The organism is Pseudoalteromonas sp. NGC95, assembly GCF_015864705.1.
Classification (GTDB): Bacteria; Pseudomonadota; Gammaproteobacteria; order Enterobacterales; family Alteromonadaceae; genus Pseudoalteromonas; species Pseudoalteromonas arctica.
Genome location: NZ_JADYWR010000003.1, coordinates 78899 through 94623, shown reverse-complemented (window position 1 = coordinate 94623; position 15725 = coordinate 78899). Strand labels below are relative to the sequence as shown.

Below are 15725 nucleotides of genomic sequence, written 5' to 3'. Positions count from 1 at the left end.
AAATAGTATTTAACGTTCCTATAGTCTATAAATAATCTTTAACGTTTTTAAGCTGTTTGTCGTGTACTCTTGAAAGTACTAACAGCGAGCAAATAGCCCCAAATAACGCCAGTCCCATATCTGATTGGGTATCCCACACGTAACCTTGCGTGCCTAAAAACGCTTCTGCGTTTTCGCCGCTTAATACTGCAACCCACCATTCTATTAATTCGTAAAACGCGCTAAATGCTAAACATACCGAAATAACAAAGGTGATTAACCAACCTCGACCATTTACTACTTTTTTGCGCAGTAAAATTTCGCGTGCTAGTAGTGCAGGTACAAACCCTTGAAAAAAGTGCCCAACTTTGTCGTAGTTATTACGCTCGCTACCAAATAGGTTATCGAACAAAGGGACCTCGGCGTAGGTGTAATGCCCGCCAATCATCAGCACAATGCAATGCGCTAAAATAAATGTATATAAAATAGGAGTAAGTTTAAAGTGGCTATAGGTGCTTGCCAGCAGCACTAAACCAATAATTGCGGGGATAACTTCAAGCAGCCATGTAAATTGATCTTTTGGGTTAATACCAGACCAAATTAATACAATAAAAAACAGGCTCAGCCATAAATACTTCATTTAGAATCCTTTTCTAAATTGATCAAATTTACGGCATTTTACGCCTTTGAAATAAACGACGCTACCTATAGTTTGTTTTTGCGGTAATGCGATTAAACAAAGTAGGAAAAAAGCGCTTAATTGTAGGCGCCCAACCACTTAAACCTTTGCCAATAATCACTTCGTCTTTTTTATTACTAATGGCACGAATCATTTTTGAAGCAGCTACGCTTACATCCATGCCATTTTCTATCGACTCTTCTGGTTTATTTTGCGCTATGCCTTGCTCGTTTAGTGAGTTATGCGCAATTGCTGTTTTAATAGAGCCTGGGCAAATTGTTAAACAATGAATGTTATGTTGTGCTACTTCTGCACGTAGGCAATCCATAAAACCAACCACCGCATATTTAGAACCCGAATAACCTGTTCTAAATTTTGAACCAACTTTACCCGCCACACTACTAATAGACACAATTGAGCCACTGTGCCTTGCCACCATAGTAGGCAATACAGCTTTAGTAAGTGCAATTAAGCCAAAGTAATTAACCTCCATTAATTGGCGATACACGTTAAAGTCGTTTTCTAAAAATAAGCTACGCTGCGATACGCCGCCGTTATTAATTAAAATATCAATTGCAGGAAGCTCGCTCATTTTTGCTGTTATTGTACTCAGTACATGCTCTGGCTGGGCTAAGTCCAGCGGCACAACTAAGTGCCCTTCGCCTTTAAGCGTTGATTTTAAATCGTTTAGTTTATCTACATTGCGCGCCGATAAAATAACGCGCGCGCCAAGTTCGGCAAATTGTATAGCAAGCTCTTTACCAATACCTGATGATGCGCCGGTGATCCACACGGTTTTATTATTATATTGCATGCGTTATCTGCCCTTTTATTGTTATTTATTAGGTTTTATAAAGGTACTTAGTAAAGTATTTTACGCCTTTGTAGGACCTGCTATTGCGTTTACTTCATCTTCTAATGTTTTGTAAAAACCCATTAAAAATAGTAGTTCAACAGTTACGTACAAAGGGCCAATAATTAAACCAATTAGGTCATCTACAAACGCCGGTTTTTTACCTTCGTAATAGTGCCCAATAAACTGTAATACCCAGCCAAATACAAACACACCTACGCCAATACTCAACCAAGGCCAAAACGCCATTGCCGCAATAGGCTGAGCACCAACAAGGAGTAAAGTGAATATCACGGCCATAATAAAGCCAAGCGAAAAGCTCAGCATAAAATAATAAACAACCGACGCTAATACAAAAAGTTGTGCACCATCAATTACTACACTACCAAGGGGTATTTGAATGCGCGCTAGTAAACACAACGCTGCAAATACAATGAGCGGAATACCAATAAAGTGCGTTAGTACATTACGCTTAGAACGATGATACAAACCATATTTACCAAGTTGCTGTTGAAGTGTTTTCATTGTTTTGCCTTTATTTTTATATATAAAACTTACTTTAGCAAAAGTAAGCACAGCAACAATGTCAGGTATCCGACATTTTGTAAATTAAACAAATGCAGAAATTATTTTACCCGGCTCATGCTCACCTTTCATATCCGTTCGCTCGCGCCCTTTTTGATACTCTTGCTCAAGCATTTTTTGAAGTTCCTCTATTTTATCAGCAATTGCGCTAGGGTCTGCGCCCTCACTTTGCTGTTCTTTCATGAGCTCTTCTATTGTCGCTTTTAGCTCGTCTATTTTGTTTTTGTTTACACCTAAGCGCTGATAAACCAGCGCTTCTTGGGCACTTTCTAAAAACGTTGGTTCTTTAGGGGCTGAGGTAATGCCTTAAGCATCACTTGTTTTTTCATTAGGGAGGGTATTAGTTGCCGCAACTTCGCTTGGACCTGCCGCTTTATTTACTGTAGGAGAGTTATAATTACTATATTGATTTTTAAAGGTTATTGTAGTCATTAGCTCAAATCCATTGTTGCGTTACATTATCTGTAGCAATTTTGGTTCCAACTAAATAAAACAGTCTCTATTTAAGCTTGTGTAGCACGCGCCTGTAACTTTTGTTTATCTAAAACAGTTATGCGTTGATACCCCAAACTAATGGCTTGTAGGCTAACAAGCCGTTGCAGTATTTGATTAATAGTTTGGCGCGTTAGGTAGGTCATATCAGCAAGTTGCTGCTGAGATAAAACAAGTGGTGTTAAGTGCTCTGTATGCTCGCTGAGCATTAAAAGTCGATTGCATACTTTCTGCTCAGCACTTAGTAATGCGTGATCTTCCATTGAGGTAAACATTAGGCGTAACTTTTGTGCCAGCAATAAACCAAACTCTTGCCAATATTGTGGCTGTTCGTTTAATAGCTGTTCAAGCTCGCGTTGGGGCACGTAAAAAAGCACAACATCAGTTTGTGCATATACATCGTGAGTACGCAGGCCACCATCAAACAAGGTAACTTCGCCAAACCACAATGATGAATCAATAAAGCTCAATACGGCTTCTTTGCCTTCGTTACTTACGCCACTAATACGGACCACGCCGCTAAGTACTGCATAAATTCCATCGTGCTTATCACCTCGCAAAAATAATGATTGCTGAGCTTTTAGCGAGAGCGTTTTGCCCTGCGTTAATAAAAAGCTTTTTAAATAAGCGCTACGGTTTTTAAACCAATGCCCTTGCTCTATAACGTTTTGCTGCTGTGGAGTCATTATTTACTGCATTTGCTTATTAAATGGCTGTTTTTCGCTAACCAATTTTTTAGGGAAATTTAAATCGGTTGCTATAACAAAATCATCGTAAGGATCATTACCCGAAAACAACTCAGTTATTAATGTATCGTTTTTATAAACATTAACGGTTACACCGCTGCCCATACCGCCTGAGTTAATAATATAATAATGATATTCGCCGTTACTAAAAAATAAAATACTCTCGCCAATACGCCCTACTTGCCTGTAGTAACTACCAAATGGTGCATCCGGTGTTGCTTCTTTTTCAAGCCCTATGTCATTAACTCTACCAAATCGATAACTAAGCGATGAGTCATCTTTTGCAACACAAATAGAAAGCACTTTATCGGTAGGCTCTAACTTGTAGGCTGTACTTACATCTGGGTTACGCACAACTTTATGCATTTTTGCGTTAATGTAGGCTGCTTCATTACTTTTGCAATGTGTTGCTAGCATACCGACCACTAAAGCGGGTTCGTTTGTTTGAGCTGCTGGAGGTGTGTTTACTTTGAGATCAGAGGGTAAGTTACTTGCATTACTATTTAGCTGAGGGCTATCTTGCATTGCCATGCTTTGGTCGTCACAACCAAACAGTGCAAACAAGAAGAAAGAATAAAAGCTCGCTAAAAATTTAATGCGCATAATAAAATCCATCTATGAGAGAGCCTTTAAAATAGCGATAAAACTAGCGACCCGCAACACTCTTATGCGCAATACTTTATAAGTTTATTTTTAAACCATCTTCTGCAAAAACTACGTTACTTTTTAGTGATTTAATTAACGATTTTTTAAACAATTGCTGATTTTTTAATGACCGATTCATAAAATGAGATAGAACCGCCGTTTTAGGTGCAGCCTCAATTAGTACCTTAGTGATTTGACTTGGGGTAATGTGTAAATTTTTAGCCCCGTCTGATGCGTTTTCATCAATTGCGTTGTGCATAACCACTACATCGGCATTTTTAGCAAAGTCAGTAAATGTGCCTAACTTGTTGGTCATGTCGCCTGCAAACACAAGTTCGCATCCTGCTATACTCACTTTCCACGCTAAAGCCGGAATAGGTCCATGGTTAACTGTCATTGCATTAACAGCCAAATCACTTTGTAGTGATTGTTTAAATTCATTTTGTTTTGTTGGTGCAACAGAACGAATATCTAATTTGTAGTTTTCATTACCTTCTACGTAATCACTTAAGTATCTAAATGCGCCCTGCTTACCTAGTAACGCTTGTGCATATTCGTTAGTAGAAGCCATTACACGGTTGTCCTGGGGGCCAAATATCGCAAGTGCTTTATCGCGTGATGTAAAGTAACTGCCTTTTATAAAACTAGGTAAATCGCCAGCATGGTCAGTGTGTAAATGGCTTAATAAAATGGCATCAACATCACTAAATTTTGCACCTGCTTTATCAAACCCAATACTGGCACCAGAGCCTACGTCAACTAACACTCTGGCTTTATCTTCGTGCCATATAAGGTAACTTGTTGCTGCGCGACCATCGTCAAGCTCAGGGCCGCCCGAGCCTAAAATTTGCAAACTTACATCACTACATTGCTGCGCGCCAATACTACTAAACGACGCTATAATTAAAGCGGTTACAGCTAGTCCTTGTTTTACATTGCTCATAATTATTAATACCTATAAATAGTGTTTTAAGTTGAGTCTATGGCTGAGTGTAATAAGTAATTTAAGTTTTGTCCTAGTTGAGTGACCAACGGACTACTTATTAATTTTAGCCCTTACTAATAGCTGATTTAAACACCTTATAAAAGTGTGTAAATAACTAAATTAATCAATAATTGGTTTTCTTATAATAAAATGTTGTTACAGCACTATTTCAAACGGTTTTTTATAACCACCTGTAATTTATAATTTAAATAAAATTAAATTTAAAAAAATACATTTTAAAAACAATTTAGTCTCATTTTATTAAAACAATAGTTGACCCTTTTTAAAATTTAAACTAGCATTTCTGGAAGCGCTTCCACAAAGCCCAGTTAAATGAATTTTCTGGAAGCGCTTCCATACATTTGACAATGTTTATAATTACACAATAACAGCCCCATACAGCTGTTAATAATAATGATAAAAGTGCGAGGGAAACCGAATGTCCAACCATATTGTAAGAAAAACAAAGATAGCGACCAGCCTATCTCTGATTTTAGGCGCATCAATCTCTTTACCTGTATATGCACAAGAAGCAAATACAGATGTTGAAGTAATTCAAGTTACTGGTTTTAAAAGCAGTATTAAAGAGTCAACTCGGTTAAAACGCGACGCCGCAGGTGTTGTAGATGCAATATCAGCTGAAGATATTGGTAAATTCCCCGATACCAACTTAGCCGAGTCGCTACAGCGTATTACGGGTGTTTCTATTGATCGTTCAAATGGTGAAGGCTCTAAAGTAACGGTTCGTGGTTTTGGTCCCGACTACAATATGGTAACCCTAAACGGTCGAACTATGCCGGCAGCTTCATTGCCTTCAGGCGGTGGTACACCAAGCTCTCGTGCTTTTGACTTTGCAAACTTAGCGTCTGATAGCGTTAAATCGGTTGAAGTATACAAAACAGGTAAAGCAAGCATTGCATCTGGTGGTATTGGCGCAACAATCAATATTAATACGGCTCGCCCACTCGACAATCCAGGCTTTGTTTCAAGCATTGGCGTAAAAGCATTACACGACTCAACAAACCGCGTTGGTGATGACATAACACCCGAGCTTTCGGGCTTAATTAGCTGGACCGACAGTGAAGCTAAATTTGGTGCCTCGTTAACTGCAAGCATGCAACAGCGCGATAGCTCATCAACAGGTGCGTTTGTAAATCAATGGAATACATCTGCTTTTGACGGCACAATCCCACAAGCTGCAGACGATATTGTTTTAACTAATGCACCCGCCGTTGGCCAGCTTTATTCAATGCCATCAGATTTGCGCTACACCATTGCCGACAGAGAACGTACTCGTACAAACGCACAATTAACGCTGCAGTACAGCCCAATTGACGATTTAACAGCCACGCTTGATTACACGTACTCTAAGCAAGACTTGTTCGAAGCCCGTGCTGAGCAATCAATATGGATGGATAACTACAAAAGCGCGCTAACATTTGACGATAACACGGTAAAAACCCCTATTTACTACCGAGAAGAACGTCGCGATCAGCAAACACGCGATTTAGGTTTAGCGTTTCAAGAGCTAAACCAAGTTAACCAAAACGACTCTATTGGTTTAAACGTTGAATACTATTTCAATTCAGAATTGAGCTTTATGTTTGATGCGCACAATTCAAAAGCCACTAGCAAACCAGATGCACCTTACGGCAGCTGGGTAAACGCAGGCTTGGGCGCAAACGTAGTTAACGCACAAGAAGTTGATTTTGGCCGCGAGCTTCCATCAATGAGTATCGATTTTGATGATTGCCGCCGAGACAACCTAAATTGTAATAACACGTTAGATGCCTCTGATGTGGGTACGTCTATTTTAGATTCTAACTTTGCTCGCCAAGAGTCTGAAATCACAGAATTTAGAATCCATGGTAAATACGAAATTGAAAACGGCGCAATTGACTTTGGTATAGAGTCTCGCTCTATGGAAAGCCATTCACTGCAATCACTTACACGTAATACAATGGGTAACTGGGGTATAGAAAACCCAGGCGAACTACCTGATGGCTACCTAAATCCTACAAACTTTTTAGCTGAGTTTGACGACTACGATACATCGGGCTCGTTCAACCAAGGTTATACCGGCAGCGCATCGCAAATTGGTTACTGGGCAGGTGAAGAATACGGCTTTAATTTTGCAGCCGATGGCGCATTTGCAACTAACCGCACCATTGAAGAAGATATAACCGCAGCGTTTGTGCAATTTACTTACAATGGTTACATTGGCGATATGCCATACAACATTGTTATTGGCGCGCGCCAAGAGTCTACTGACATTACCTCAACGGCTAATATCGATTTACCTAACGCAGTAGCGTGGGAAGGTAATAACGACTTTAACGTTCGTTTTGGCTCAGATAAAGAAGATTTCACGCTTAAATCTAGCTACGATCACTTTTTACCAAGCTTTGACTTTGACATAGAAGTAATTGAAAACGTAAAAGCGCGTTTTTCTTATAGCACAACAATTGCTCGCCCAACTTACGACAACTTAAGTTCAGCAGCGACGGTTGGTGTACCAGGTGCGCCTACTCTTTTAGCGGGTTCATCACCAGCTACAGCGTCAACGGGTAATCCTGGTTTAGTGCCGCTTGAATCAGATAATATTGATGTATCGGCTGAGTGGTACTTTGCAGAAACAAGTTATGTGTCGGTAGGTTATTACACTAAAGACATCGAAAACTTTATTGGTTTAACACCAATGACACAAAACTACTACGGATTACGTGATGCAACAGCGGGCCCTCGCGCTCAAGCTGCCATTGCTGAGCTAGAATCTCGCGGACTTGCCCTAACCGATTCAAACTTATTTCAAATGGTTGCCGCAACAGAAAACAATGTTGATTTTGACTCTATGACCTACGAAGAGTTTGAAGCCGCTTACGATGTAATTGCTAACAGCGATGACCCATTACTAGAATTTACAGCGCAAGTACCTACCAACAATAAAAATGCCACAATTGATGGTTTCGAAATTGCCTTTCAGCACTTTTTTGGTGAAAGCGGTTTTGGGGTGCAAGCAAACTACACCACAGTTAATGGCGACATAGACTTTGATGTAAACGCTGACCCTACTACTACACAATTTGCACTAGTGGGTTTAAGCGATACAGCTAACTTTATTGCAATGTACGAAAACGATGATTTTCAAGCACGTATTGCTTACAACTGGCGTGATAAGTTTTTAAATAGCGCAGCTCGATACGTAAATGAGCCAGGCTTTACTGAAGAATATTATCAAATCGACTTTAATGTTGCGTACAACTACAGCGAGCAACTATCGTTTTTTGTTGAAGGCCTTAATATTACTGAACAAAACAGCCGCGAACATGGCCGTACGTCAGTACAATTGTGGAACCTACAACAGCTAGGTGCACGTTACAATATTGGTATGCGTTACAACTTCTAAAGGTAATACAAAGTAAAGCCGTTAGTTTTTACTAGCGGCTTTTTTGTATTTAAAACAGTATTAATGCTAGTTTAATTGTTATCAACTTTAGGGTGTTAACTCATGACCAAACCAATAACAAAAATAGTCGTTTTAGGTGGTGGTACTGCCGGCTGGCTAAGCGCAGGCTTATTAGCCGCCGAACACCCGCACCTTAATGTAACGTTAGTAGAGTCGGCAAATGTACCTATACTGGGCGTGGGCGAAGGCACGTGGCCGTCAATGCGCAATACGCTACAACGCATTGGCATTAAAGAAATTGATTTTATAGCCCAGTGCGACGCGTCATTTAAGCAAGGTTCTAAATTTATAAATTGGCGCAACCTCAGCGAGGGAGAAAACTACTACCACCCTTTTATGAATCCACAAGGCTACGAGCACACTAATTTACACGCCAGTTGGCAACGTATTGCACCTAACCAAAAATTTGCCGACGTTGTTAATATGCAAAGCTTTGTATGCCAAGCAGCACTTGCACCAAAGCAATTACAAACACCTGAATATGCAGCAGTTACCAACTATGGCTATCATTTAGATGCGGGTAAATTTGCTGAATTTTTAAAAAATCACTGTGTTAAAAATCTAAATGTTACGCATATTACTGACGATGTAACCGAGGTTATTAACGACGAGCATGGCTATATTGCCTCATTAAAAACAAATAATAATAGCGATATAACGGGTGATTTATTTATAGATTGCTCAGGCTCTCGCGCTCGTTTAATTGGTGAGCATTTTAATAGTGAGTTTATAGCGCAAGATCATATTTTATTTAATAACAGCGCTGTTGCGGCGCAAATACCTAATGCACACATCGATCAACCAATCGCCTCTGCTACGCTATCTACAGCGCAAAGCAACGGCTGGATTTGGGATATAGCCCTGCCAACACGCCGTGGCACAGGTTATGTATTTAGTAGTAAATATCAAAGTGATGAAAGCGCAACAAATACACTAAAAAGCTACATAGCCAAAAGCACCAGTGAGCAACAAGCTGAGCAACTTAACTACCGCGTATTAAAATTCAGCCCTGGTAACAGGCAAAAATTTTGGATTAAAAACTGTGTTGCCGTGGGTATGTCTGCTGGCTTTTTAGAGCCTCTTGAAGCGTCAGCACTTGCCATGGTTGAGCTTTCAATTAGCATGATAAGCGAGCAACTCCCGCAAAACCGCACCCACATGAGCCAGCTTGAAACGCGTTTTAATGACCTTTTTAGTACTCGTTGGCAGCGCGTTATTGAGTTTTTAAAACTTCATTATGTGCTAAGCGAGCGCGACGACACGCCTTATTGGCAAGATATTAGTAATTTAAATACCGCGCCCGAGCGCCTGCAAAACTTACTTAAACTTTGGCAATTTCAGCCCCCTAGCCGCTTTGATTTTATTGAAAACGAAGAAGTGTTTTCATCAAGCAGTTATCAATACGTTTTATATGGCATGGGCTTTAATACACAAACAGTATCTGCACAAAATACATTTAACGACCCACGTGCTGGGGATTACTATTATCAGCAAAATCGCGAAAAAATAGCGCAGTGTTTAAATGGACTGCCAAGTAATCGCGCGCTTTTAAATCACCTTTTATCAAATAATGGGCAGCCACATAATGACTAAAACAAACGCTGTTAAAAACGTAGTAATTGCTGGAGGCGGCACTGCAGGTTGGATGGCCGCAGCGGCACTTGCTAAACTAGTTGGTAACAATATAAACATAACCCTTGTTGAATCTGACGATATTGGCACTGTAGGTGTTGGCGAAGCAACAATTCCGCCTATTCGTACATTTCATAAATTGCTGGGTATAAACGAGCAAGCATTTATGAAAGCCACTCAAGCCAGTTTTAAATTAGGTATTAGCTTTGAAAACTGGGGCGATGAAAACACGCATTATATTCACTCATTTGGCGCAACGGGCAAAGAATGTTGGGCGGGTGAATTTCATCACTTTTGGCTGCAAGGTAAAGCACTTGGAATAAACAACCCATTTGGCGATTACTGCTACGAGTTGCAAGCGGCTAAAAGCGGTAAATTTGCGTTTAATCAGCAAAACCCTATTAACTATGCCTACCATATGGATGCCACACGTTACGCGCAGTTTTTACGTGAATTTTCAGAGCCATTGGGTGTAAAACGCATTGAAGGTAAAATACAAAAAGTAGTAAAAAACACTAAAACGGGCCATATAGAATCATTGATTTTAAATAATGGCGAGCACATTAACGGCGACTTTTTTATTGATTGCACCGGCTTTAGAGGCTTATTAATAGAGCAAGCATTGCATACTGGCTACGAAGACTGGTCGCATTTACTACCGTGTAACAGCGCCATTGCCGTGCAAACAAAATCAACCAGCGAGACCGTATTGCCACTTACCCGCTCTATTGCCCACAAAAGCGGCTGGCAATGGCGTATACCGCTGCAAAACCGTGTCGGCAACGGGTTAGTTTATTGCAGCCAATATATGGATGACGAACAAGCCAAAGCGCTATTATTAAATAACATTGAGGGCGAGGCGCTTACAGAGCCCCGTATTATTAAATTTAAAACAGGGCGTCGCTTAAAAGGCTGGAACAAAAACTGCCTAGCGCTTGGCCTTGCTAGCGGTTTTGTAGAGCCACTTGAGTCCACCAGCATTCACTTAATTATGTCGGGTATTATTCGCTTTATGCGTTTATTTCCGTTTAATGGCATAACTAATCACGCCATTGACGAATACAACAAACAGCTTAAAAGCGAAATTGAAAATATTCGCGACTTTATTGTGCTGCACTACAAAGTAACTAATCGCGATGACAGTGAGTTTTGGCAACACTGTAGCGCCATGGAAGTGCCAAAAACACTTCAGCATAAAATTGATTTGTTTAAGCAAACCGGCCGTGTATTTTTAGACGATGGCGATATTTTTAGAGTCGATTCGTGGGTGCAAGTTATGCTTGGTCAAGGCATTGAGCCTAATCAACATCACTTAATAGCCAGCATGATGAGCGATGAAGAACTCACCCGTTTTTTACACGGTATTAAGCAACAAATAGAGCAACGCGTAAGCCAATTACCATCTCATCATGAGTTTTTAAAACAGTATTGCCCAGCATAAATATTTTTTATAAAAAAAGCCCTTATTACTAAGGGCTTTGAGACAACACACTATAACTTTTACGTTTTCTTATTCACACTTAACCACGGCGCTTTTAGCGCTTTGTGGTTCAAAGCTAATATCTGCAACTGAAACGTTAAGCTCTCCTGCTGTTTTAATAATAAAAGGGCTGGTTACTCTGGCAAAATCAACGCCCTTTTTAGCAAAACACGTTAAATCTATACTTATGGTTTGCCATGTATTTAAATCAGCATTTTTAAGCTCATTGGTAATATCAAGCTCGCCACCACAGCCTTGTTCGCATTTCATTGCAAGGTATGTCTGTGAGCTAGGTATTTGGTTTACTTTATAGCTAAAGCTAAGGGCCGAATTTGCTTCAATGTAGGCCACTTTATCTTCGGTAAAGTTACTATTAATTTCGATGTAGCTGGCTGCAGTGCCATCAAAATTAAATTGCATCGCATCTTCTTGAATCGCTTTGTCTTCAGTGCGATAAGTAATGCCGCCGAGCTTTACACTGTTACTTGCTACTTGGTGCTGCTCGCTGTTTGAATTTAAAAACAAACGCCACGGCGTTTTAAAGCTGCCATTAAATATAGATAGCGGCGCAAGGTTACTAATATCAACACCTGAGTCTTCATTTAGATTATTGCTAAGCGTACTTTCATCTTTATACGTTAAGCCAAAGCCATAGGGTAATAATGGCGAGTAATCAGCATCGCCCTTATTTACTGCGGTTTGAAGTGGCGATTTAGGCCACGAGAACGACAACTTACCTTTAAAGTCGTATTGTACCTGCCCACTTGCATCCGCTAGTAAAACATCTGCAATGCCTTGTCCTTCAGTGCCAGGAAGCCATGCTGCTACAAATGCATCTGACGCATTTAGCTCGCTGTTAACCCACATTGGTCTGCCCGATATAAACACCGATACCACCGCAATACCTTGCTGCTTTAATGTTTTTAATATTTTAAGAGAACGTTTATTGTTACGTTCAAACTCAAGGTTGTCTTTATCACCATGCCCCTCTGCGTATGGTTCTTCACCAAATACAACAATGGCTACATCGGGTTTGGTATTAAATTCACCCGTTGGGCTTAAAATAGCGTTACCGCCAGCAGCCTCTATTTGCGTTTTTAGCCCCGCATAAATAGACGTTGCTCCGGGAAAATCTGCATTTTGATTATTAGTTCCCTGCCACGTAATACTCCAACCACCCGATTGCTTGCCAATGTTATCGGCCGCATCGCCTGCTATAAGTATGTTGCTTGATGGGTTAAGCGGTAATAAATGGTTGTTGTTTTTAAGCAGTACTAACGACTCTTGTACCGCTTGGCGGGCAATATCGCGATGTGCTGGCGCACCTATTAGTTCTAATTTACCTGAATATTTTCGATTTGCAGGGCTTGGTTTATCAAATAAACCCGCGCGTAATTTAACGCGTAAAATACGTGCTACGGCGTCATCTATTCGCGCCATTGTTATTGTGCCTGCTTTTACTTGTTTAATTGTATTTTCATAAAGTGGCTTCCAAGCACCCGTTGGTACCATAAAAATATCAAGCCCGGCATTAACAGCTTGCGGGCAGCTTTCATTTGTACAGCCTGCAACTTGTCCGTGTCCGTTCCAATCTCCTACAACAAAGCCATCAAAACCCATTTTTGTTTTTAACACATCGGTAAGTAAGTATTTATTGCCGTGATTTTTTTTACCATTCCAGCTATTAAACGATGCCATAACCGACTGACTACCTGCTGTTAAGCCACCTATATAACCTTGCGCATGAATATTATATAACACCTCTTCGCTATCAATGTTATCGCCTTGATCGTCACCATCTACGGTTCCGCCATCGCCTAAAAAGTGCTTAACAGTACTAATTACGCGTTTATCACTTAAAAAGTCCTCATCGGCTCTGCCTTGCAATCCGTTTACAATTGCGGCTGAATACTCACGTACAATTGCAGGGTCTTCTGAGTAGCCTTCGTACGTTCTGCCCCATCGGTCATCGCGCACAACCGCAACAGTCGGTGCAAACACCCAATCTATGCCTGTTGCCATTACCTCTATTGCAGTAGCTGCTGCAATTCGCTCAATTAATGCGGGGTTATTAGCAGCACCTAAACCAATATTGTGCGGGAATAACGTCGCCCAAATCACATTATTATGGCCATGTACGGCATCGGTGCCCCACATGGTTGGAATTTTACTGCCATCAATTGAGTCATCAACCGAGGCCTGATACATGCTTTCAGCAAGCGTTATCCAATCTGCAGGCGTTGCATGCTTATTAGCATTCGGGAACGAGCCACCGCCATTTAAATACGAACCAAAACCATATTTGCGCATGTCTGCAGCAGTTATATCGCGAATTTCAGGTTGGATCATCTGCGCTACTTTTTGCTCAAGCGTCATTGTTTTTAAATACTGTGCAATCGTATTTTCAATTTCAGGCGTTTTCACTACCTTACTTTTAAGCGTTGGCCAAAGTGATAAATCACCTTGCTCATGCTCAGCCTTTTTGGCTAAGGTGTCTTGGCTATTATTAGCGTTAACCTCTTGTTTATTACACGCACTTAAAACGCACAATCCTCCTATTAAAATAGGGAGCATGCGTAACCTGTTAGTGTTTAAGCTTTTTTTCATTTTTATAGCCCTGTGTTGTGTCAGTGTGTTTTTGTAAAACGCCTATTTGTTATTTAAATTTAACTATTGACCTGCTTAACAATAGCCACTAACCTAAATATGGAAGCGCTTCCTTAAAGTTATTAAATACCATCCTTAGTGATTAATCAAATTAAATATGGAAGCGCTTCCATTAATGCGATTTATAAACTATAAATAAAAGCAAAATTTACTACAAAGAAACAGAGGTTTTCTCTTAATGAAACAATTATCTTTACCTAGTGGCTCACCACTTTTAGCCAAAAATTTTACCTATGGTGTAGCTACGGCCTCATTTCAAATTGAAGGCGGCGCAGCTGATCGCTTGCCATGTATTTGGGATACCTTTTGCAGTAAAGAAGGCAAAATAGTCGATAATTCAAATGGCGACGTAGCCTGCGAGCACTACACTCGCTGGAAAGACGATATAAACCTAATTGAGTCATTAGGTGTAGACGCTTACAGACTTTCGATTTCGTGGCCGCGCGTAATGACTAAAAGCGGTCACTTAAACCCGACCGGCGTTAAGTTTTATACCGACATTTTAGATGAATTAAAACGCCGTAACATTAAAGCTTTTGTAACGCTATACCACTGGGATTTACCACAACACATTGAAGACGAAGGTGGCTGGCTAAACCGTAACACCGCTTACGAATTTGCCCATTACGCAGATTTAATTACCAAAGCATTTGGGGAACGTGTGCACTCATACGCCACCTTAAACGAACCGTTTTGTAGCTCTTACTTAGGTTACGAAATTGGCGTACATGCGCCTGGCATAGTAGGCCGCGAATTTGGTCGTAAAGCCGCGCACCACTTATTACTAGGTCACGGTTTAGCTATGCAAGTACTTGCTAAAAATAGCCCAAATACGCTAAACGGTATTGTACTTAACTTTACGCCTTGTTACTCCGTTACCCAAAGTGAAGAAGATTTAAAAGCCACTGCATTTGCTGATGACTATATAAACCAATGGTACATGCAGCCTGTAATGCAAGGTAAATACCCTGATATTATTAAGCAATTACCTAAAGTCCACCGCCCTGATATTTTAGATGGCGATATGGAAATAATTGATCAACCGCTGGATTATTTAGGGGTTAACTTTTATACCCGCATGCATTATCAAGCAAGCGAAACCGACTTTTACCATGAGCTGCCACATAAAGCGCCAATGACCGATATTGGCTGGGAAATTTACCCTAAAGCGCTTACAGAATTACTTGTATCGTTAAACGAAAAATACACCCTACCGCCTATTTATATTACCGAAAACGGTGCAGCCATGGCTGACGAATTTAAAGACGGTGAAGTAAAAGACAACGACCGTATTGAATATTACCACGAACATTTAAATGCTCTACATAACGCAGCAGAGCAAGGCGTTAAAGTAGATGGTTACTTTGCGTGGAGCCTAATGGATAACTTTGAATGGGCAGAGGGATATTTAAAACGTTTTGGAATAGTACACGTAGACTACAACACACAAAACCGAACTGTTAAAGCCAGCGGTAAAGCGTACAGTAAACTAATAACTAGCCGATAATTTATCGGC

11 protein-coding genes and 1 pseudogene are annotated in these 15725 nt (G+C 40.5%); 4 read left to right on the top strand and 8 right to left on the bottom strand.

All coding sequences use genetic code 11. The annotated features are described in order from the left end of the window. Nucleotides 1-25: 25 nt before the first annotated feature. From I6E70_RS04270 to I6E70_RS04240, 7 genes and pseudogenes are all read right to left on the bottom strand, one after another. Complete coding sequence (locus I6E70_RS04270) at nt 26-619, bottom strand: DUF2238 domain-containing protein (RefSeq protein WP_033038325.1); 594 nt, start codon at nt 617-619, stop codon at nt 26-28. A gap of 61 nt (nt 620-680) precedes the next feature. After that, the gene (locus tag I6E70_RS04265; protein ID WP_197188097.1) at nt 681-1472 is read right to left on the bottom strand and encodes an SDR family oxidoreductase; all 792 of its coding nucleotides are present in this window, start codon (nt 1470-1472) and stop codon (nt 681-683) included. Nucleotides 1473-1532: 60 nt separating this feature from the next. Then, nucleotides 1533-2036: an Mpo1 family 2-hydroxy fatty acid dioxygenase gene (locus I6E70_RS04260; protein ID WP_010553511.1), complete on the bottom strand. Its 504-nt coding sequence runs from the start codon at nt 2034-2036 to the stop codon at nt 1533-1535. An 84-nt stretch (nt 2037-2120) separates the two neighbouring features. Then, a pseudogene (locus I6E70_RS04255) lies at nt 2121-2528 on the bottom strand (hypothetical protein). A gap of 71 nt (nt 2529-2599) precedes the next feature. Beyond that, nucleotides 2600-3274, bottom strand: a complete 675-nt coding sequence (locus tag I6E70_RS04250; protein ID WP_197188096.1) for a Crp/Fnr family transcriptional regulator — start codon at nt 3272-3274, stop codon at nt 2600-2602. Between the two features lie 3 nt (nt 3275-3277). After that, the gene (locus tag I6E70_RS04245) at nt 3278-3949 is read right to left on the bottom strand and encodes a hypothetical protein (RefSeq protein ID WP_197188095.1); all 672 of its coding nucleotides are present in this window, start codon (nt 3947-3949) and stop codon (nt 3278-3280) included. 64 nt (nt 3950-4013) lie between these two features. After that, the gene (locus I6E70_RS04240; RefSeq protein WP_197188094.1) at nt 4014-4922 is read right to left on the bottom strand and encodes an MBL fold metallo-hydrolase; all 909 of its coding nucleotides are present in this window, start codon (nt 4920-4922) and stop codon (nt 4014-4016) included. 481 nt (nt 4923-5403) lie between these two features. Between I6E70_RS04240 and I6E70_RS04235 the strand changes: the two genes are divergently transcribed. From I6E70_RS04235 to I6E70_RS04225, 3 genes are all read left to right on the top strand, one after another. Continuing rightward, nucleotides 5404-8370, top strand: coding sequence for a TonB-dependent receptor (locus tag I6E70_RS04235; protein ID WP_197188093.1), 2967 nt, complete (start codon nt 5404-5406; stop codon nt 8368-8370). 102 nt (nt 8371-8472) lie between these two features. After that, nucleotides 8473-10023, top strand: a complete 1551-nt coding sequence (locus I6E70_RS04230) for a tryptophan halogenase family protein (protein WP_197188092.1) — start codon at nt 8473-8475, stop codon at nt 10021-10023. Next, nucleotides 10016-11503, top strand: coding sequence for a tryptophan halogenase family protein (locus tag I6E70_RS04225; protein ID WP_197188091.1), 1488 nt, complete (start codon nt 10016-10018; stop codon nt 11501-11503). The genes I6E70_RS04230 and I6E70_RS04225 overlap by 8 nt, the downstream gene beginning before the upstream one ends. 69 nt (nt 11504-11572) lie before the next feature. Here I6E70_RS04225 and I6E70_RS04220 read toward each other — a convergent pair whose 3' ends face one another. After that, nucleotides 11573-14149, bottom strand: coding sequence for a glycoside hydrolase family 3 protein (locus I6E70_RS04220; protein WP_197188090.1), 2577 nt, complete (start codon nt 14147-14149; stop codon nt 11573-11575). A 238-nt stretch (nt 14150-14387) separates the two neighbouring features. Between I6E70_RS04220 and I6E70_RS04215 the strand changes: the two genes are divergently transcribed. Next, nucleotides 14388-15716: a GH1 family beta-glucosidase gene (locus I6E70_RS04215; protein ID WP_197188089.1), complete on the top strand. Its 1329-nt coding sequence runs from the start codon at nt 14388-14390 to the stop codon at nt 15714-15716. Nucleotides 15717-15725 lie beyond the last annotated feature (9 nt).